Below are 18,590 nucleotides of genomic sequence, written 5' to 3' on the forward strand. Positions count from 1 at the left end.
CGCGAGCCGTTCGCGGTACATCCGCACCGCCCGATCCCGGAACTCCTGGTCGTACTTCCTCGGTGCTGACACGAGACTCAGTCTCCCTTGCTAGATCAGCACCCTCCAGGGAACCCAGGACGGTTCACTCCGGCGCCGGCGGCTATGGCTGGCGCTGGTCAGGTGGGTGATTCGTCGTCGAGGGGCGGGTAGGTCTCGTAGTAGATCTGTGAGCCCATTCCGCCGCCGGGGTCGAGGGTGTAGCTCACGCGGCAGGTGAAGGCGGTGTCGCCGGCGTGCCCGGTGATGGTCCAGGCGTGCTCCCCGTCGACGGTGGTGGCCGCGACGGTGACGTCGTGGCCGGTGGCTCGGTGGAGGTGGTCGACGCAGGTGGCGGTGGCGTTGTCGAGGGTGGGCTCGGTCGGGGTGGCGTCCCGCGTACAGGCCGCGGTGGTGGCCAGGAGGGCGGCGGCGAGCAGCACGGCCGGGGTGGGGTGGCGCATCGGGCGTCTCCGTCGACGGCGGGGTGGTCTGGGCGGCGGCCGGGCGGGCCGCGCTGCCGGTCAGCTGGTAGTGGGGACGTCGGTGGGTGGGTCGATCTCGTAGCGAAGCTCGGATCCCACCCCTTCGACGCTGTAGGTGTAGGCCACCTGGCAGGTGAAGGCCCGGGGGCCGGCGAGGCCCTCGATGGTCCACGCGTGGTCTGCGTGTGGGGTGACGGCTTGGACGACGGGGTGGTAGCCGGTCTCGTGGGCGACGGCGTCGAGGCAGTCGGCGGTGGCCTGGTCGACGGTGGGCTCGTCTGGGGCGTCCCACGCGCACCCGGTGGTGGCGGCCAGCAGCAGTAGCGCGGTGGCGGCGAGCGTGGCGGTGGGGTGGCGCATTGTCGGCGTCTCCCGTCGAGCGGTGGATGGTGATCTGGACGGTAGCGGTCCGCCGTCGGGCGCGCGGTGGAGTGGTGGGGCCGGTCGCGGTGGGGTCTGTCCTGACCCGGTGGGCTGAGAGCAGGGTGGGTGGTGCGCGGTCCGGGCGGTGGGAGTCCCCGGGCCGCGTCCGCGCGTGGGGCGGTGTCCCTGGGGAAGCTTCCCGGCGAGGGCTGCCCTGCGAGCAGATGGGTGGTCTGTCGAGGTGGTGGTGGGACGCGTGGCCGCCTGGTGGGCCTCGTGGCGACGAGGGCTCGGGTCACTGGTTGCGGATTCGACGTCCCCGCTCACGCCGCTCGCGCAGTGTGAAGCTCCCGCAGGGCCGCCCTGCGAGCCGGGGCTCGCGCACGGTGCGTCCCGTGGCTGGTGCAGGTCGGGACCTGAGGGTGCCGCCGCTTTCTCGTTGCACCGCGCGTCAGGCGGCAATCGCCACCACGACGAGCGCGACGGCCGGAGACCTGCTCCGACCGTCGCGCCGCGTCATGGCGCCGAACAACTCGACGCCGTGCTACTGGAAAGGGGGACCGTCAGCCGATCTCCCGCTGCCAGGTCCGCAGGTCCGCCACCTTGCCGGAGAGTGCCTCCCGGGCGTCCTTGTCCGAGACGTGCGCACGCACCTGAGCCGCGGCCGCGTTCAGCTTGTCGGCCGCCTCGCTCGACTCACCGGCGTCGGCCAGGGCCTGTGCCTTCTCCAGCTGCTTGCTGATCTGGGTGGCCGCCTTCTCCGAGATGGCCCCCTCGTCGCGCAGGTCGGTCACCAGGGAGTTCACCTCGTACCAGGTCACGCAGTCGCCGCCGCCACTGACGGCCCCGGCGGACCAGGCGATGCCGCCCAGCAGGTGCTCGAGGAAGGCCGGGTCCGTGTACGACGCCTCGGTGTGGCCGCCGGCCGTGTACCAGGAGCGGGCGCCCTCGAAGTTGTGGCACCAGGACAGCGGGTGGTCCTCGCCCATGGCGTTACGCCCCGGGTTGTAGGTGCTCTCCTCGAGGTTGGTCAGGACGCGCACGACCGGCCGGGGGCTCTGCGTGAAGTTGTACCACTCGTCGAAGCGGGTCCACGTCTCGTCGAGGTGCGCGGTCGAGGGGTGCGTGCTGTCCTCGACCGTCTGCACCGCCGTCTGCTGCGCCGGGTGGCTGATGAAGCGGGCTCCGCCACCCGTCAGCTGCCCGTACCAGGGGACGGTGTGCATCGTGTCCGTGGCCGCGTGGACGCCGGCGTACCCGCCGCCGGCGCGGATGTAGCCCTGGAACGCCGCGAGCTCGGAGGCGTCGAGCAAGGTCGGCAGGGCCGGGTTGAGGCTGTTCGTCCCGTCGACGGTGGAGACGAAGACGATCGTCTCGTACTTCGCCAGGTTCTCGGCGCTGGTGAACGGGGTGGTCTCCAGGGTCCGCTCAGGCTGGCCGGACGATCGGGCCGAGGGCGGGTCCCAGACGTCCACGGTGAAGCCGTTCGCCTCGCCGAGCGTCATGATCGCCGTCGTCGCCTCGTCGATGCTGCTGTGCCGGAAGCCTGTGGTCTTCCCGACCACCAGCACGTCGTAGTCCTCGGTGGCCGCCTGAGCCGGCGCCATGGTGACGACCATGGCAAGGGCCGCGGTGGCGCCCAGGGCGCCTACGAGGGCAGGTCTGTGGTGTCGCTTCATTGCGCTCCTTCGTTGGAAAGCCGAATTAGTACGACGCCAGAACAAACTATGGTGAACCTCACATATCGTCAATGGAGAGGAACGTCGTGAGGTCACCTGCACGCCGACAGCTGGGGCCCCTCCGCACGGTGGCCGTCCTCGCCGTCCTCGCCGTCCTCGCCGTAGGCGCCGGTGCCGCCGGCTACGCCGTCGGCCGGACGAGCGACGCGCCGACGTCGGCGGCCGTCGCCGGCACGGCGGCCAAGGGGGCTACCCCGACCACGGGCGGGACGCAGGCACCGGAGCCGGGCTCGGTCGAGGCGATCGCTGCGGAGCTCGCCGCGGACCAGGCCGCTGAGCGCGCCGAGCTCGCGGCCGACCTGTCAGCAGCCGGCAAGGAGGCGTACGACCGGCTGATGCCCGTCCTCGCGGAGGTCTCCGAGGTGCTGCCCGTGGGCGGTGGCACCGGACACGCGGCCGACCCGGCTGCGGCGGACCGGTGGCTCCAGGAGGTCGGGGCGGCTCGGGCAACCCTGGTCGCCGTCCCGGAAGGAACGAGCGAGCACACCGTCACCCGTGCCGCGTTCCTGGGTGCGGTAGATCTGCTCGACGCCGCGCTGCGGGACCTCATGACGGCGAGTTCCGCGACCGCCGACGGTCCCGGCACCCCCGCGGGCCGCCGTGACGCGGCGGTCGAGCTGTGGCTGGCCGGCGCCGCCCAGCTCGACAGCCTCATGATCGGAAGCAGCGGTGACCACGTGCACCTGTTCCTCACCCCCGACGGGGACCCGCGCTCCGTCCCCCGCGAGTTCGCCGACCACCAGGAAGGGTCCGCCGGGTAGCCAGCGCCCGACGGAGCAAGGACAGGGCCCCCGGACAGCGACAAGCGGCGGCATCCAGACCGATGCCGCCGCTTCCTTTTCGCCGACGAGCCAGGAGTCCCGGGGACGGAGCGCTGTCCCTTCCCCAGCTCTTGGCCGCCCGGGGCCTCAGCTCGCGAGCGAGAACCTCGCCCGCAGCCCGGACAGGACATCGCCCATCGAGAGCGACCTGCGCGCGGGCCGGATGCGTCCGGTGCCCCGGCACGCGGAGCACTCGCCGCCAGAGGGCCGGTACGACGGGATCCCGATGGCGGCCCCGATCAGGCGCGAGGCCTCGCGTGTCAGGCCCACTCCGTCGCAGGCGGGGCAGGGGACCGAACCGATTCGCTTGGTCGTGATGGCGTTACCTCCTTCGTCGTCCGGCAACGGCAGGGCAGGCCCCAGGAAGGGGCAGGATGCGGGTGCCGTGGAGCCTCGCCGCGCCGTCCGGGGGCGTACAGCTCCTACGCCTGGTCCAACCGCATTTCGTGTCCAGGTGTTCCAGAAAGTCGGTGAGGTGCGGAGCACACGGCGCCGCTCGCGGGGCCGGCGCACCTGGGGGCGGCGCCCGAGCGCCGGGGATGTCCGGCTTCGAACATTTCCCGGTGTGTCATCACCGGCGACGGGCCGTGGCAGGGCCGTTGTCGTGGAAGGCTTTCCTTCGACGCACCCGCGCCGCCGGACCTCGACCACGGAGAGCTTCGCCGCATGTCTGACCCCTCGCTCATGCACGACGCCGAGCCCGCCAAGCGCGGGCCGGGCCGCCCGCGGCACGCCGACACCGAGGAGCGCGCCTACCGGGCGGTGCTCGAGCTGTTCGGCCAGAAGGGCTTCGACGGGATGAGCCTGGACGCCGTCGCCCAGAGCGCCGGGGTGGGGAAGTCCTCGATCTATCTGCGGTGGAAGAACAAGCGCGAGCTGCTGCTCGAGGCGATCAAGAACATGGAGTCCCACCACGTCTACCCGGACGACGAGGCGCTCGGGATCCGCGACTACCTCATCGCCTACGGGCGCGGCCGCGCACGGACCTACCTCGGCGAGTACGGCGCGGCGATGGTCAGCCTCATCTCGGCCTCCTACGTCCACCCGGCGGAGTTCCAGGACCTGCTCGCCGAGAGCATCAACCGCGGGGTGCTCCAGGCGGTGCACCGCATCGCCCGGGCGGTCGACGACGGCGAGCTGCCGGCGGGCCTGGCGGCGACCGACCTGCTCTCCGCGCTGGAGGGGGCCATCTTCTTCCGCCTGTTCATCTACCGGCAGGACCCGTCCACCGAGCCGCTGAGCGCCGAGAACCTCGACGCCACCATCACCCGGCTCGTCGACGTGCTCCTCGCGGGCCTGACGGCCTGACGGACGCCGCCTACCGGGCCTCCGCCACGGCGCGGTTGCGCAGGGCGCCCAGCCCGTCGATCGACGTCTCGACGAGGTTGCCGGGCCGCAGGAACTGTTTGGGCTCGCGGGCGAAGCCCACCCCGTCGGGCGTCCCGGTGGCGATGACGTCGCCCGGGCGGAGGGTGAACAGGGTGGAGAGGTAGGCGATGATCTCCCGCGGGCCGAAGAGCAGGTCGCCGATCGTCGAGTCCTGCACGATCTCCCCGTCGATGACCGTGCGGATCCGGGCGGTGGGGTCCACCTCGTCGGGCGTGACGAGGGCGGGGCCGAGAGGAGTGCTCTTCTCCCAGGACTTGCCCTGGAGCCACTGGTTGGTGCGGAACTGGTAGCCACGCATGGAGATGTCGTTCAGCACGCTGTAGCCGGCGACGTGGTCCAGGGCGTCCGCCGGCGCGATGCGGCGACCGGGGGTGCCGATGACGATGGCGAGCTCCGCCTCCCAGTCGATCCACGCGTCCTCGGGTGGCAGCTGGATGTCGTCGGTGGCCCCGATGAGGGCGTCGGTGTACTTGGCGAAGATCGTGGGGTACTCCGGCAGGGGCGAGCCCATCTCCACGATGTGGCTGCGGTAGTTCCCTCCGACGCACACGATCTTGCCCGGGGTGGGGACCACAGGCGCAAGGTCGGCGCCGTCGACGGCGTGCCTCTCGCCGTCGGCCGCGGCGGCCACCTCCTGCCAGCCGTCGAGCCGGAGGAGCGCGCCGACGTCGGGCAGGTCGGCGATCTCGGTGTAGGTGTCCCCGTCCTGGCGCACGGCCACGGTGCGATCGGGCAGCCGGAGGGTAGCGATCTTCATCGAGGTCCTCTCGGTCGTGGGGAGAACTGCAGGCCGTCGCGGCTCGCCGGACCCGGCGTGACGATCATCCCCGAATCTGGCAGTTCTGCCCGGTAGCGACGTCGGCGCCGCCGCGGGACCTCACCGCCACCCAACCTGGACGACCGTTCGATATCACCGCGCATGGCAACGCCCTCTCGTCCGCCGCTGCCCCGCCAGGAAGGTGCGGATCCGTCGGTTTTGACGCCGAAAGTGCGGTTGATCCTGGGAACTTGGTCCCCTGAACGACCGTGCAGGAAAGAGTTTGCTTTCTCTCATCAGTTCTCGATGGCGAGAGGCAAGCGAGGTCACGATGACGTACCAGGGAAGCGCGACGGTAGATCGGACGGTCTACCGCGTCGACTCCGAGATCGGCCGCCTGAAGCAGGTGATCCTGCACCGGCCGGGCCGGGAGATGACGCGGCTGACCCCGTCCAACAAGGACGACCTGCTCTTCGACGACGTGCTGTGGGTCAGCCAGGCGCAGTGGGAGCACGACCGGTTCGCCCAGGTCCTGCGGGACCGCGGGGTGGAGGTGCTCTACCTCGAGGAGCTGCTGGCGCAGACGCTGGACAACCTCGACGCCCGCCGGTACGTGCTCGACCGCGTCCTGGACGAGCGCGTCTACGGCCTCGGCGCGATCGACGCCCTGCGCAACCACGCGGACAACCTCGACAGCGCCGCCCTCGCCAGCGTGCTGATCGCCGGCATCACCAAGGCGGAGCTGCTCGAGCAGATCATCGAGCCGGAGTCCGTCGCCATCGGCACCATGGGCCTCGACGAGTTCGTGCTCGCCCCGTTGCCCAACCACCTCTTCACGCGCGACACCTCCTGCTGGGTCTACGACGGCGTGGCCATCAACTCCATGCGCAAGACGGCGCGCATGCGCGAGACGGTCAACTACGAGGCGATCTACCGCTGGCACCCGCACTTCGCCGACGGCGCCCACCACGTGTGGTCGGTGGGCTCGGCCGAGGGCGCCGCCACGGTCGAGGGCGGCGACGTCCTGGTGATCGGCAACGGCGCGGTCCTCGTGGGCCTGAGCGAGCGCACCTCCCCGCAGGGCGTCGAGCGCCTCGCCGCCCGCCTCTTCGCCGAGGGCTCGGCCGAGCTCGTCATCGCCCTGGAGATGCCCAAGGCCCGCGCCTTCATGCACCTGGACACGGTCATGACCATGGTCGACCCCGAGTCCTTCACCAAGTACGCCGGCCTGGGCATGCTGCCGTCGCTGACGATCCGCCCGGGGCGCACCCCCAAGGAGCTGTCCGTCGCCCGGCACCCCGCCGAGGAGATGCACCGGGTTATCGCCGACGCGCTCGGACTGCCCGGCATCCGGATCCTCACCACCCCCCAGGACGCCCTCGCCGCCGAGCGCGAGCAGTGGGACGACGCCTGCAACACCCTCGCCGTCGCGCCCGGCGTCGTCGTCGGCTACGAGCGCAACGTCACCACCAACACCTATCTGCGGGCCAACGGCATCGAGGTGCTCGAGGTTCCCGGAACCGAGCTCGGGCGTGGACGTGGTGGTCCACGCTGCATGAGCTGCCCCACCATCCGAGAGGAAGTCTGACCCATGTCCCTCGCCAACCCCGACCGGACGACGGCGGCGCCGCCGACCCCGATGCCCCACCCCCTCCACGGCCGCAGCTTCCTCAAGGAGCTCGACTTCACCCCCGACGAGTGGCGCTCCCTGCTCGACCTCTCCGCCGCCCTCAAGGCCGAGAAGAAGTCCGGCACCGAGATCCCCCGCCTGGCGGGCAAGAACATCGCGCTGATCTTCGAGAAGACCTCCACCCGCACCCGGTGCTCCTTCGAGGTCGCCGCCTTCGACCAGGGCGCCCACGTGACCTACCTCGACCCCAGCGGCTCCCAGATGGGCCACAAGGAGTCGGTGGCGGACACCGCCCGCGTGCTCGGCCGCTTCTACGACGGCATCGAGTACCGCGGCAAGAGCCAGGCGGCGGTGGAGGTCCTCGCGGCGCAGTCCGGCGTGCCGGTCTGGAACGGCCTGACCGACGACTGGCACCCGACCCAGATGCTCGCCGACCAGCTCACCATGCGCGAGCACAGCGGCAAGCCCGACGGCGAGATCGCCTTCGCCTACCTCGGCGACGCCCGCAACAACGTCGGCAACTCCCTGCTCATCGCCGGCGCCATGCTCGGCATGGACGTACGCATGGTCGCCCCCGCGGCCCTGCAGAACGCCCCGGAGATCGTCGCCACCGCCCGGGAGATCGCCGCCGCCACCGGCGCGCGGATCACCGTCACCGACGACGTCGCCGCCGGCGTCCAGGGCGTCGACTTCGTCTACACCGACGTGTGGGTGTCCATGGGCGAGCCCAAGGAGGTCTGGGACGAGCGGATCGCGCTGCTCAAGGACTACCAGGTCAACGCCGCCCTCATGACCGCCACCGGCAACCCGGACGTGAAGTTCCTCCACTGCCTGCCGGCCTTCCACGACCGCGGCACCGCCGTGGGCGAGGACATCTACCAGAAGACCGGCATGGACGCCCTCGAGGTCACCGACGAGGTGTTCGAGTCCCCGGCCTCCGTCGTCTTCGACCAGGCCGAGAACCGGATGCACACGATCAAGGCCGTCATGGTCGCCACCCTGGGGAGCTGAGGCAGATGCGCATCGTCATCGCCCTGGGCGGCAACGCCCTCCTCCAGCGCGGCGACAAGCCCGACGCGGAGATCCAGATCGCGAACGTCGAGACGGCGGTCAAGGCCCTCGCCCCCCTGGCCGAGGAGCACGAGATCGTCCTCACCCACGGCAACGGCCCGCAGGTGGGGGTGCTCGCCCTGCAGTCGGCGAACGACCCCAACCTCACCGCGCCCTACCCCTTCGACACCCTCGGCGCCCAGACGCAGGGCATGATCGGCTACTGGCTGCTCCAGGCCCTGCAGAACAACCTGCCCGGCCGGCACGTCGCCGCCATGGTCAACCAGACCCTCGTCCTCGCGGGCGACCCGGCCTTCAAGAACCCCACCAAGTTCGTCGGGCAGGTCTACGACCGCGAGCAGGCCGACCGGCTCGCCGCCGAGCGCGGCTGGGTGATGAAGGAGGACGGCCCCTACTACCGCCGCGTGGTCGGCTCGCCGAAACCGCAGCGCGTCATCGAGACCCGGCTGATCCGCACGATGCTCGCCGCCGGCGCGGTCGTCGTGTGCGCCGGGGGCGGCGGGGTCCCCGTCATCCGCAACGAGTTCGGCAAGCTCCAGGGGGTCGAGGCCGTCATCGACAAGGACCTCACCGCCGCCGTGCTCGCCGAGGCCCTCGAGGCCGACGCCCTGATGATCCTCACCGACGTGCCCGCCGTCATGGCCGACTACGGCACGCCCCAGCAGCGCGAGATCACCCGGTCCACCCCCGGCGCCCTGCGCGACCTGGGCCTGCCCGCCGGCTCCATGGGCCCCAAGGTCGAGGCGGCCTGCCGCTTCGTCGAGCTCACCGGCGACATGGCGGCCATCGGCCGCCTCCAGGACGCCCAGGACATCGTCGCCGGCAAGGCCGGGACGATCGTCACCCCGGGCGGCAACTACGGCGGTCCGGACGACATCCGTCCGCCAGTCCCGCAGGCGCCGGAGACGCGGGTGCGACGCGCGTGACCGGCCGGCCCACCTCCCAGCAGACGGGGCCGAGGTGATGGCACCGGACGAGACCTAGCAGCGAGCCCCGACCGCCGACGACGGCGGCCGCACCACCCCGCCGACGACGGCGGACCGCCCGCCCCCGGCGGGCACCGGGCGCCCCCGGCCCACCGGCCGGCGCCACCAGACCCACGCCCCGGACAACAGGGGCGGCAAGCGGGACGCGACGCAGCGCCCCCCGTGAAGGAGTGAGTTTCAATGACCAAGATCGTCAACTCGTGGAACGACTTCGACCCCCTCAAGCACGCGATCGTCGGCCGCGCCGACATGAGCGTCATCCCGCCCGAGGAGCCGGCCACCTCCGAGAAGGTGCCGATCGACTCCGAGATGCGCGGCATGTGGGGGCCGCGTCCCACGGAGACGGTGGAGAAGGCCAACGCCCAGCTGGACAACTACGTCAAGGTGCTCGAGAAGCACGGCGTCAAGGTCGACCGGCCCACGCCGCTGCAGTGGAACCAGGAGATCAAGACCCCCGACTTCCGCACCGAGTCCGGCATGACGCAGATGCCGCCGCGGGACATCCTGCTCACCATCGGCAACGAGATCATCGCCTCGGCGAACTCGTTCCGCTGCCGGTACTTCGAGTACCTGGCGTACTGGCCGCTGATGAACGAGTACTTCGAGAACGACCCGGAGTTCAAGTGGACGCAGGCCCCCCGCCCGCGCCTGACGGACAAGTCCTACAAGCACAACTACTACGACGAGCGGATCTCCCTCGAGGACCGGCTCGTGCGCACCGCGAACAAGGACTTCGTCACCACCGAGGTCGAGCCCATGTGGGACGCGGCCGACGTCATGCGGGTGGGCAAGGACCTGTTCATCCAGCACGGCCTGACCACCAACCGCAAGGCGATGGAGTGGTTCAAGCGGTACTACCCGGACCTGCGGATCCACGCGGTGAACTTCCCCGGTGACCCCTACCCGATCCACATCGACGCGACCTTCGTGCCGCTGCGGCCGGGCCTGATCATCAACAACCCGCACCGGCCCCTGCCGGAGGAGCAGCGCAAGATCTTCGAGGCGAACGACTGGCAGATCGTGCCCGCCGCCAAGCCGGCGCACGACACCCCGCCGCCGCTGTGCTACTCCTCGGTGTGGCTGTCGATGAACTGCCTGGTCCTGGACCACAAGACGGTCATCGTCGAGGAGTCGGAGGTCTACCAGGCCGAGCAGATGGACAAGCTCGGGATGAACGTCATCCCGGTGCCCTTCCGCGACGCCTACGCCTTCGGTGGCGGCCTGCACTGCGCGACCGCCGACGTCTACCGCGAGGGCACCTGCGAGGACTACTTCCCCAACCAGGTCGAGGACCCCACGCGGGTCTGACCACCGACCGCGGGAGCGCCCTGAGCGCACAGACCCAGGGCGCTCCCGCATCCACCGGGACGCCGGTCCCGGATCTCCCGGGTCCGGCGGCCCCATCATCGACGCGAGCCGGCCGTCAGCTGGCGCGAGCAGGCTCGGGCGACCCCGCGACGGCGCGGACGCCCGGCCCGGCCAGCGGCTCACGCCTCCGCACCGTCACCACATCTCAGCAAAGGAGCGCATTGTGGATCCGGCTCGAGCGAACAAGCTCAAAGGTTTTGGGTTCATGTTCTTGTCGTCGTCCCTCATGGGCGGCATCGGCGCGTTCGCGCGGTACATCGAGGCCCCGGGCGAGTTCATCTCGTTCTGCCGCAACGGCGCGGGCTTCATCGGGATGACCCTGATCTTCCTGCTCGCCAAGCGGTTCGTGCACGTGCGGAACACCCGCATCACCCCCGGGGTGCTGCTCTCCGGCGTCTTCCTCGGCCTGCTGTCCGCGCTCTACGTGATCTCGACGCAGATGACCACGCTGGCCAATGCCTCGTTCCTCATCTACACCGGCCCGGTCTACTCGACCGTCCTGGCGTCGATCTTCCTCAAGGAACCCTTCAAGAAGAGCATGCTGGCCTCGCTCGGCGCGGTCATCCTCGGGATGCTCATCATCATCGGGATCGTCAGCTACAGCTCCGGCGACGGCCTCACCGTCGGCCTGGACCTCGACCCGAAGTACATGGCCGGCAACCTGGTCGCGCTCGCCTCCGGCGTCGCCTACGGCCTGTACCTCTTCCTCAGCCGCTACCGCACCGACGTCGACTCCAACACCCGGTCGTGGTTCAACTTCACCTTCGCGACCCTCACCATCGGCGTGATCCTGCTCTTCAGCCGCCCGGACCTGTCGGAGATGACCACCCGCGGCTGGGTCGTGCTCGCGGTGGCCGCCGTCGTCAGCGGCTTCGGTGCCTTCTACTTCATGACGCTGGCCACGAAGATACTCTTCGCCGGCGAGCTCGCCACGATCTCCTACCAGGAGACGATCATGGCGACGCTGCTCGGCGTCTTCCTCTTCTCGGAACCGCTGACCGTCATGCAGGCGCTGGGCGGTCTGCTCATCATCGGCGGCGGCGTGAGCCAGGTGTTCATCTCGACACGGAAGACCCCGGCCACCGTGGAGGCCTTCACCCAAGGGGGCATCGCGACGACCCCCAACCCCAAGAAGACGCTCCCCACGGCGGCGCCCGGCGCGGCCGACCGGCGGGACGTCGGAGCGAGCGCAGGAGCTGACCTGAAGTGAGCATCTCGAGCAGCGTCTACATGGAAGAGCTCGACGCCTTCACCTACCGCGACCGGGTCGCCGGCGGCGCGCCGGTCCTGATCCCCGCGGGCTCGATCGAGCAGCACGGCCCCCACATGCCCCTGAGCGTCGACGTGCTGCTGTCGCGGAAGATGGCCGGCACGGTCGCCGAGGCGACCGGCTGCCTCGTCGCGGCGCCGATCGTGTACGGCTACAAGTCCCAGCAGCGCTCCGGCGGCGGCAACCACCTCACCGGGTCCACGGGCCTGGACGCGGCCACCGTGATCGCCATCGCCAGGACCCAGGTCCTCGAGCTCGCCCGGCACGGCGTCCGCCAGGTGGCCTTCGTCAACGGCCACTACGAGAACTACCAGTTCCTGTACGAGGGGGCGGACCTGGCCATCCGCGAGCTGCGCCACGACGGCATCACCGACATGAAGGTCCTGCTGCTGTCCTACTGGGACTTCGTCGACGACGCCGCCATCGCCGAGCTCTACCCCGACGGCTTCCCCGGCTGGGACCTCGAGCACGGCGGGGTCCTGGAGACCTCCCTCATGCTGCTGCTCCACCCCGACCTGGTGGACATGACCCGGGTGGCGGACATCCCGCCGGCGCAGCTGCCCAGCTACGACGTGCTGCCGGCCCGGCCGGAGATCACCCCGCCGTCCGGGTGCCTGTCCTCGGGGGCCGCCGCGACCGCCGAGAAGGGCCAGATCCTGCTCGATCGCGCGTCCGCCGGCATGGTCGCGGCGATCCGTGGCGAGTTCGGGATGTGACGTCGTGCTGCGACGAGCACGGGCCGCGGGCACGCGGCCGGAGACCGGCGCCGGCGACGTGCGCCGCGACGTGGAGGAGACGCTCCAGCCGATCCCCGACGAGCGGCGCACCACCCGGGTCGGCGGCCAGTTCTGGATCTGGGCCGGGGCGAACATCGCGCCGATCAACTGGGTGCTCGGCGCCCTCGGCATCAGCATGGGCCTGGGCCTGTGGGACACCTTCGCCGTCCTGGTGGTCGGCAACGTCATCGGCATGGTGGTGTTCGGGTTCTTCGTCCTGCTCGGCCAGCGCAGCGGCGTCACCGGCATGCTGCTGGGCCGGGGGGTCTTCGGCCGGCGCGGGAACTACCTGCCCGCGCTGATCCAGGGCGTGGTGGTCATCGGCTGGTGCGCCGTCAACACCTGGATCGTCCTCGACCTGGTCATGGCGCTGTTCGGGAAGATCGGCTGGGTCGACCCCGACCTGGCCAACTACGGGTGGAAGTTCGCCGTCGCCGCGGCCGTCATGTGCGTGCAGGTGACCATCGCGCTCTTCGGCTACCGGGCGATCGCCGGCTTCGAGCGGTGGACCGTCCCGCCCACGATCGCGATCCTCGTCGCGATGTCCGTCGCCGCCTGGTTCTTCATGGACATCGACTGGTCCTACGCCGGCCCGCCGTCGGGCGCCCTGACCGGGTGGGACCGCGTCGTGGCCATGTCCTCGGTGATGACCGCCATCGGGGTGGGCTGGGGGCTGACCTGGCTGACCTACGCCTCCGACTACTCCCGGTTCGTCAGCCGGGCCGTGCCCCGCCGGCGGCTCTACCTGGCCTCCGCCGGCGGGCAGATCCTGCCGGTGCTGTGGCTCGGGCTGCTCGGCGCCACGCTCGCCACCACCAACGGCTCGGTCGACCCCGGCGAGCTGGTGGTGGACAACTTCGGCTCGATGGCCATCCCGGTGCTCCTGCTCGTCCTGCACGGGCCCATCGCGACCAACATCCTCAACATCTACACGTTCACCGTCACGGTGCAGAGCCTGGACATCCACCTGGGCCGGCGCGCCCTCAACGTCGGCGTGGGCGTGGCGGCGATGGGCGCGGTCACCCTCTTCGTGTTCTCGAGCAACATCGCCCACTCCCTCGACGCCTGGCTCTCCGCCTGCGTGGGGTGGACCTCCACCTGGGGCGCGATCGTGGCGGTGCGGTACTACGTGCTGGACCGCCGGTCCACCGACTTCTCGCACTACTTCGACCCGGTGGGCACCCGCCGGCTCCGGGACGTCGACTGGCGCGCGCTGGTCGCCTTCGCCACCGGGCTGACCTGCTCGTGGCTGTTCATGCACGGCATGGTCCCGGCGCTGCAGGGCCCGCTGTCCGAGGCGCTGCACGGGCTGGACCTGTCCTGGCTGGCCGCCGGGACCGGCGCGGGCACCGTGTACTACCTGCTCGCCCGCCGCGACCCCACGATCGCGAGGTAACCCATGGCCACCACCCTCCTCGAGCCGGCGGCCGCCGAGCGCCCGGCCGTGGACCACCTGCGACCGGACCAGAAGGCCGAGGTGCTCATCCAGGCCCTGCCCTGGCTCGAGCGCTTCGCCGGCGGGCGCGTGGTCATCAAGTACGGCGGGCACGCCATGGTCTACCCCGAGCTGCAGCGCGCCTTCGCCCAGGACGTGCTCTTCCTCCACCGGGTCGGCCTCAAGCCCGTCGTCGTCCACGGCGGCGGCCCGCAGATCAGCCGCATGCTCGGCCGCCTGGGCATGCGCTGCGAGTTCCGCGGCGGGCTGCGCGTGACCACCCCGGAGGTCATGGACGTCGTCCGGATGGTCCTGACCGGGCAGGTCCAGCGCGAGCTCGTCGGGCTGCTCAACGCCCAGGTCGCCCACGCGGTGGGGATCTCGGGGGAGGACGGCGGGCTGCTGCGCGCCCGGCGCCGGTGCGCCGTCGTGGAGGGGGAGGAGGTCGACGTGGGCCTGGTCGGCGACGTCGTCGCGGTCAACCCGCAGGCGGTGGAGGACCTGCTGGCCGCCGACCGGATCCCGGTGATCTCCACCGTGGCCCCGGACGTCGCGGACCCCGGGCACGTCCTCAATGTCAACGCCGACACCGCGGCCGCCGCGCTCGCCGTCGCCCTCGGCGCCCGCAAGCTCGTCGTCCTCACCGACGTCGAGGGGCTCTACGCCCGGTGGCCCGACCGGTCGTCCCTGCTGCGGCAGGTGTCGGTCTCCGAGCTGACCGCCCTGCTGCCACGGCTCGAGGCGGGCATGCGGCCCAAGATGGAGGCGTGCCTGCGGGCGGTGGGCGGCGGCGTCCCGCAGGCGCACGTCATCGACGGGCGGCTCGCGCACTCCATGCTCCTCGAGATCTTCACCGCGGGGCACATGGGCACCATGGTGCTGCCGGACGGTGCCGCGTGAGCGCGGTGGTCAGGCTGGAACCGGCGGGGCCGGCCGAGGGAGACGGCGCCGCGCCACCGGCGGCGTCGGGCGACGGCGCGCCGCCCCGGGCGCCCGAGCCGCTCGCGTGGGCGCTGGAGGAGCTCGTGGTGAGCGTGCGGGAGGCGGAGAACCTCGTCGTGCTGCGGACGGTGCCCGGCGGCGCGTCGATGCTGGCCGAGGCCATCGACCGGGCCCGGGTCGCCCCTATCGTGGGGACCGTGGCGGGGAACGACACCGTCCTCGCGATCACCCGGTCGGCCATCGCCGGGGGTGTCATCGCCCGGTACTTCCGGGCGATCGCCCGCGACCGGCGCCCGCCGGAGCCGCGGGCCGAGACGGGACGGGTGGCAAGAGAGGATCGACCATGAGCGCAGGGCGTCCGACGGCGGCGGCTCCCGCCCCGGCCCAGCCGGCCGCCCGGCAGGGGGGCACCAGCAAGGGCGAGCGACGGCGGGCCGAGATCGCCGAGGCCGCGGCGGCCATCCTGCGCGAGGAGGGCCCGGCCGGTGTCTCCCACCGCACCGTCGCCCGGCGGGTGGGCTGCTCGGTGTCGCTGACGACCTACTACTTCGAGAGCCTCGACGAGCTCCTCGGCGAGGCCGGGCGCATCAACATCGGGCTGTGGGCCTCGCGGGCCGAGGCCGTCGCCGAGACGATCGAGGGCGAACCGGTGCCCGCCGGCCGCGACGCCGTGACGGCGTGGATCCTGCGCGCCTGTCTCCCCGAGGGCAACGAGCTCCTCGGCCACTACCTCCAGCTCATCGCCGCCGCCGGGGCGGCACCGGTGACCCGGTCCTACCGCACCGGCCGGGACCGGCTCAACGGGGCGGTCGCCCGGGTGCTGCGCCGGGTGGGCAGCCCCTGCCCGCCCGAGCTCGTCATCGCCGTCGTCGACGGTGCCGCCGTCTCGGCCCTGAGCGAGGGGCGGGACGTGCGCGAGACGGCCGCGGCGCTGCTCCAGCACGTGCTGTAGCCGTACGGACCGGACCGGTCCGCCGACGGAACCGGGCTCCTGGGACTTTAGGCACGCATTGTCCCGATTTGTCGGCCCTACGTTGGTCGTGCTGGCAGACACCGGGCACAAGGCACCGGGGCCGGCGCCGAGGTTCCAGGAGGACCCGCCATGAACACCAAGCCCGCCAAGGTCACCGGGATCGTCGCCATCGTCGCCGGGATCGTCTTCATCCTCGCCGGCGGCGTGACGTGGGGGTTGATCACCTCCAACCTCGTCGAGCAGAAGATCGTGGTCGCGGAGGACTCGACGATGCTGCCCGGGGACGAGGTCAACGGCCCGTTCTCGGCGTTCGCCGAGGCGCAGATCATCAACGAGCACGCGATGCACGCCACCGAGGGCAAGACGTACGCCGAGCTGGGCGCGGAGGTCAAGGCCGCCGAGGCGGCCGGGGACACCGCGAAGGCGGAGGCGCTGCAGGGGCAGCGGACCACGGTGATGAACGCCTCGTTCCTGCGGGCCTCGCTGTTCACCTCGGTGATCGCCTACGGTGTGGCCGCCCTGGTGATGGGGCTGGGCGTGATCCTGACCCTGGTCGGCTGGGCCTTCACCACCCTCGCCGCCCCGGCCGGCGCCGTGGCCGCGACCACGGCGGAGCGCGAGCTCGTCACCGCCTGACCCCCGCCGATCAGCCCCCGGAGGCCACCGCCTTCCGGGGGCTGATCGTTGCCGTGCGAGGGGCCCGGCCTGGGCCGCCGAGGGGGCCCGTCCCGGCGCGCCCGCCGACGCGCCGCCGAGAAGGACGCCGACACAACGCCGTGACCTGCGCGCTTGGACGGAGGGGCACCGCTGGTCCACGCTGTGGCCCCGGCCACGTCGACCGGGTACCCGCCCGGGAGGAGCACCAGATGTCCGACCACACCTTCCTCGACAGCGACATGCACGAGGCCTTCGACCCGGTCCTCGACGAGACCCTCACCGACCCGGTCACCGGGCTCGACGTCGTCGTCGACGGCTTCGACGGCCCCGCGACGATCGTGCTGCTCGTGCCCACCGAGTTCGACCACCCCGACGCCGAGGAGGTCGAGCTCGTGGACGAGGAGACCAAGCGCGTGCGCGGGGGCGAGGACCTGTGGGGGCCGCTCGTGCCCGCCGCCCACGCGGTGCTCGAGGGCGACGACGCCCCCGGCGGCCTCGACGACGGCTTCGAGACCGACGAGGACATCGACGTCGCCGTCGCGTACACCGCCGAGGAGGTCGACGACGAGGAGGACGAGGAGGACGACGGGCGCTTCTGACACGCCGCCGACGGGCGGGCGGGGACACCCGCCTGTCGGGGGAGCCCGCTACGGTGGGACCCGGTCAAGAGGACCAGCGCCACGCCCTCCGGCGAGCTGGTTCGGCAACCGCGCAGCGCGCACGGTGCCCCCGGAGGAAGACCCGCCCGCGCCGCCGGCGCGGGAAGAGCGACCCGTCCTGAAGGAGCCGCGCCCGTGAGCGCCGATCCCACCCCCGCCCCCTGCATCCCCGGACCGTGCCAGAGCTACCGGCCCGGCCACAGCGTGCACTTCATCCAGGCTCGCCTTGCCCACCGCGACACCGAGGGCTGGGCGGACGGCATCGTGTGCCAGGCCCGCCCGGACGGCACCGCCGTCGTGGACTACCTCGACGGCGGCTCGGTGACCCTGTGGCACCACGGCGACCTGACCGCCCGGGCCCCGCAGGGCAGCCCCGTCCGGGTGCACGAGCGCTACCGGCTCCTCGCCTGTGGCCGCGCCCTGACGTGCGTGCTCGTGCTCGCTCACGACGAGCGGCACTGATGCGGCGGCGCCGTCCGCACCGGCCTCCAGATGCACGCAAACACGGCCGCGAAACCCTCATGTGATCGACACCTGACGCGTAGTGTCGAAGCCGACCGTGAGGGGGCCAACGATGACGCAGACAACAGACACCCAGAACGTCCAGCCGGTCCGGCGCGGCCCGGGGCGCCCCCGGCACCCCGACACCGAGGCCCGCGCCTACCGCGCGGTCCTGGAGCTCTTCGGGCAGAAGGGCTGGTCGGGCGTCAGCCTCGACGCCGTCGCCACGCGGGCGGGGATCGGGAAGTCGTCGATCTACCTGCGCTGGCACGACAAGCGCGAGCTGCTCCTCGACGCCATCCGGGACCTCGAGGCGCACCACGTCACCCCGCAGACCGAGGGGCTGAACATCCGCGACTACCTCGCCGCCCACGCCAAGGCGCGCGCCGAGCTGCTCCTCGGCGAGCACGGCGCGGCCATCGCGAACATCGTCTCGGCGGCCGTGGCCAACCCGGACGCGTTCGGGGAGATCCGCGACGAGAGCGTCAGCCGCGGGGTGCTGGCGCTGGAGGGGCGGATCCAGCAGGCGGTCGCCGACGGCGAGCTGCCGCCGTCGACCTCGCCCGGCCACCTGCTCGACGCGATCGAGGGCGCGATCTTCTTCCACGTCCTCATGACCGAGGCGGGCACCTCCAAGGAGGAGGTGCGCCAGGGGATCGGGGAGTGGGTGGACGAGCTCATCGACATGGTGCTGCGCGGGGTGAACAGGTAGTCGTGCCCCCGGCGGGGCGAGACGGGCGCCCCGGCGGC

Annotated in this window: 20 protein-coding genes and 1 riboswitch; of the genes, 16 read left to right on the forward strand and 4 right to left on the reverse strand. The window is 71.6% G+C overall.

The features are described from left to right. Positions 1-158: 158 nt before the first annotated feature. The 3 genes from GD970_RS13480 to GD970_RS13490 form a co-directional block, all read right to left on the reverse strand. On the reverse strand, positions 159-482 hold the full coding sequence (locus tag GD970_RS13480; RefSeq protein ID WP_152203424.1) for a hypothetical protein: 324 nt from the start codon (positions 480-482) through the stop codon (positions 159-161). A 60-nt stretch (positions 483-542) separates the two neighbouring features. Then, complete coding sequence (locus tag GD970_RS13485; protein WP_152203425.1) at positions 543-863, reverse strand: hypothetical protein; 321 nt, start codon at positions 861-863, stop codon at positions 543-545. A gap of 566 nt (positions 864-1,429) precedes the next feature. Next, positions 1,430-2,545, reverse strand: a complete 1,116-nt coding sequence (locus GD970_RS13490; RefSeq protein WP_152203426.1) for a ThuA domain-containing protein — start codon at positions 2,543-2,545, stop codon at positions 1,430-1,432. 86 nt (positions 2,546-2,631) lie between these two features. Between GD970_RS13490 and GD970_RS13495 the strand changes: the two genes are divergently transcribed. Together GD970_RS13495 and GD970_RS13500 are read left to right on the forward strand one after the other, a co-directional pair. Then, positions 2,632-3,366, forward strand: a complete 735-nt coding sequence (locus GD970_RS13495; RefSeq protein ID WP_152203427.1) for a hypothetical protein — start codon at positions 2,632-2,634, stop codon at positions 3,364-3,366. A gap of 726 nt (positions 3,367-4,092) precedes the next feature. Continuing rightward, complete coding sequence (locus GD970_RS13500; protein WP_152203428.1) at positions 4,093-4,734, forward strand: TetR/AcrR family transcriptional regulator; 642 nt, start codon at positions 4,093-4,095, stop codon at positions 4,732-4,734. A 10-nt stretch (positions 4,735-4,744) separates the two neighbouring features. Here the strand turns inward: GD970_RS13500 and GD970_RS13505 are convergent, their stop codons facing one another. Beyond that, positions 4,745-5,572 (reverse strand): fumarylacetoacetate hydrolase family protein, encoded by an 828-nt coding sequence (locus GD970_RS13505; RefSeq protein WP_152203429.1) that lies wholly within the window; start codon positions 5,570-5,572, stop codon positions 4,745-4,747. A gap of 331 nt (positions 5,573-5,903) precedes the next feature. On the opposite strand from GD970_RS13505, the gene GD970_RS13510 reads away from it, so the two are divergent. The 14 genes from GD970_RS13510 (at position 5,904) to GD970_RS13575 (ending at position 18,552) form a co-directional block, all read left to right on the forward strand. Continuing rightward, entirely contained in the window at positions 5,904-7,160 is a 1,257-nt protein-coding gene (locus GD970_RS13510) for an arginine deiminase (protein WP_152203430.1), read from the forward strand. Between the two features lie 51 nt (positions 7,161-7,211). Then, on the forward strand, positions 7,212-8,213 hold the full coding sequence (gene argF, locus GD970_RS13515; RefSeq protein WP_152203475.1) for an ornithine carbamoyltransferase: 1,002 nt from the start codon (positions 7,212-7,214) through the stop codon (positions 8,211-8,213). 5 nt (positions 8,214-8,218) lie between these two features. Beyond that, entirely contained in the window at positions 8,219-9,199 is a 981-nt protein-coding gene (gene arcC, locus GD970_RS13520; protein WP_152203431.1) for a carbamate kinase, read from the forward strand. 240 nt (positions 9,200-9,439) lie between these two features. Continuing rightward, the gene (locus tag GD970_RS13525; protein WP_152203432.1) at positions 9,440-10,567 is read left to right on the forward strand and encodes a serine/threonine protein kinase; all 1,128 of its coding nucleotides are present in this window, start codon (positions 9,440-9,442) and stop codon (positions 10,565-10,567) included. A 223-nt stretch (positions 10,568-10,790) separates the two neighbouring features. After that, positions 10,791-11,837 carry a DMT family transporter gene (locus tag GD970_RS13530; protein WP_346266140.1) on the forward strand — a complete coding sequence of 349 codons (1,047 nt, stop codon included), beginning with the start codon at positions 10,791-10,793 and terminating at the stop codon, positions 11,835-11,837. 2 nt (positions 11,838-11,839) lie between these two features. Beyond that, on the forward strand, positions 11,840-12,613 hold the full coding sequence (locus tag GD970_RS13535; protein ID WP_452179537.1) for a creatininase: 774 nt from the start codon (positions 11,840-11,842) through the stop codon (positions 12,611-12,613). Positions 12,614-12,617: 4 nt separating this feature from the next. Further along, entirely contained in the window at positions 12,618-14,069 is a 1,452-nt protein-coding gene (locus GD970_RS13540; protein WP_211489880.1) for a purine-cytosine permease family protein, read from the forward strand. Positions 14,070-14,072: 3 nt separating this feature from the next. Next, the gene (gene argB / locus GD970_RS13545; protein WP_152203434.1) at positions 14,073-15,008 is read left to right on the forward strand and encodes an acetylglutamate kinase; all 936 of its coding nucleotides are present in this window, start codon (positions 14,073-14,075) and stop codon (positions 15,006-15,008) included. After that, positions 15,005-15,397: an arginine repressor gene (locus GD970_RS13550; RefSeq protein ID WP_152203435.1), complete on the forward strand. Its 393-nt coding sequence runs from the start codon at positions 15,005-15,007 to the stop codon at positions 15,395-15,397. The genes argB and GD970_RS13550 overlap by 4 nt, the downstream gene beginning before the upstream one ends. Next, positions 15,394-16,002 (forward strand): TetR/AcrR family transcriptional regulator, encoded by a 609-nt coding sequence (locus GD970_RS13555; protein WP_152203436.1) that lies wholly within the window; start codon positions 15,394-15,396, stop codon positions 16,000-16,002. The genes GD970_RS13550 and GD970_RS13555 overlap by 4 nt, the downstream gene beginning before the upstream one ends. A gap of 150 nt (positions 16,003-16,152) precedes the next feature. Beyond that, entirely contained in the window at positions 16,153-16,659 is a 507-nt protein-coding gene (locus tag GD970_RS13560) for an aromatic ring-opening dioxygenase LigA (protein WP_152203437.1), read from the forward strand. A 230-nt stretch (positions 16,660-16,889) separates the two neighbouring features. Continuing rightward, positions 16,890-17,279: a hypothetical protein gene (locus tag GD970_RS13565; protein WP_152203438.1), complete on the forward strand. Its 390-nt coding sequence runs from the start codon at positions 16,890-16,892 to the stop codon at positions 17,277-17,279. A gap of 62 nt (positions 17,280-17,341) precedes the next feature. After that, a riboswitch (SAM riboswitch) is annotated at positions 17,342-17,454 on the forward strand. 20 nt (positions 17,455-17,474) lie between these two features. After that, positions 17,475-17,801 (forward strand): hypothetical protein, encoded by a 327-nt coding sequence (locus GD970_RS13570; RefSeq protein ID WP_152203439.1) that lies wholly within the window; start codon positions 17,475-17,477, stop codon positions 17,799-17,801. 112 nt (positions 17,802-17,913) lie between these two features. Next, positions 17,914-18,552 carry a TetR/AcrR family transcriptional regulator gene (locus GD970_RS13575; RefSeq protein ID WP_152203440.1) on the forward strand — a complete coding sequence of 213 codons (639 nt, stop codon included), beginning with the start codon at positions 17,914-17,916 and terminating at the stop codon, positions 18,550-18,552. Positions 18,553-18,590 lie beyond the last annotated feature (38 nt).

The sequence above is a fragment of the Georgenia thermotolerans genome (assembly GCF_009193185.1).
GTDB classification, from domain to species: Bacteria; Actinomycetota; Actinomycetes; order Actinomycetales; family Actinomycetaceae; genus Georgenia; species Georgenia thermotolerans.

Bases quoted from the DNA above. Each gene is read 5' to 3' on its own strand.
- GD970_RS13575 (WP_152203440.1), top strand. From the start codon at position 17,914: ATGACGCAGACAACAGACACCCAGAACGTCCAGCCGGTCCGGCGCGGC.
- GD970_RS13480 (WP_152203424.1), bottom strand. From the start codon at position 482: ATGCGCCACCCCACCCCGGCCGTGCTGCTCGCCGCCGCCCTCCTGGCC.
- GD970_RS13505 (WP_152203429.1), bottom strand. From the start codon at position 5,572: ATGAAGATCGCTACCCTCCGGCTGCCCGATCGCACCGTGGCCGTGCGC.
- argB (WP_152203434.1), top strand. From the start codon at position 14,073: ATGGCCACCACCCTCCTCGAGCCGGCGGCCGCCGAGCGCCCGGCCGTG.
- GD970_RS13490 (WP_152203426.1), bottom strand. From the start codon at position 2,545: ATGAAGCGACACCACAGACCTGCCCTCGTAGGCGCCCTGGGCGCCACC.
- GD970_RS13485 (WP_152203425.1), bottom strand. From the start codon at position 863: ATGCGCCACCCCACCGCCACGCTCGCCGCCACCGCGCTACTGCTGCTG.
- arcC (WP_152203431.1), top strand. From the start codon at position 8,219: ATGCGCATCGTCATCGCCCTGGGCGGCAACGCCCTCCTCCAGCGCGGC.
- GD970_RS13500 (WP_152203428.1), top strand. From the start codon at position 4,093: ATGTCTGACCCCTCGCTCATGCACGACGCCGAGCCCGCCAAGCGCGGG.
- GD970_RS13555 (WP_152203436.1), top strand. From the start codon at position 15,394: ATGAGCGCAGGGCGTCCGACGGCGGCGGCTCCCGCCCCGGCCCAGCCG.
- GD970_RS13525 (WP_152203432.1), top strand. From the start codon at position 9,440: ATGACCAAGATCGTCAACTCGTGGAACGACTTCGACCCCCTCAAGCAC.
- GD970_RS13565 (WP_152203438.1), top strand. From the start codon at position 16,890: ATGTCCGACCACACCTTCCTCGACAGCGACATGCACGAGGCCTTCGAC.
- argF (WP_152203475.1), top strand. From the start codon at position 7,212: ATGCCCCACCCCCTCCACGGCCGCAGCTTCCTCAAGGAGCTCGACTTC.
- GD970_RS13510 (WP_152203430.1), top strand. From the start codon at position 5,904: ATGACGTACCAGGGAAGCGCGACGGTAGATCGGACGGTCTACCGCGTC.
- GD970_RS13560 (WP_152203437.1), top strand. From the start codon at position 16,153: ATGAACACCAAGCCCGCCAAGGTCACCGGGATCGTCGCCATCGTCGCC.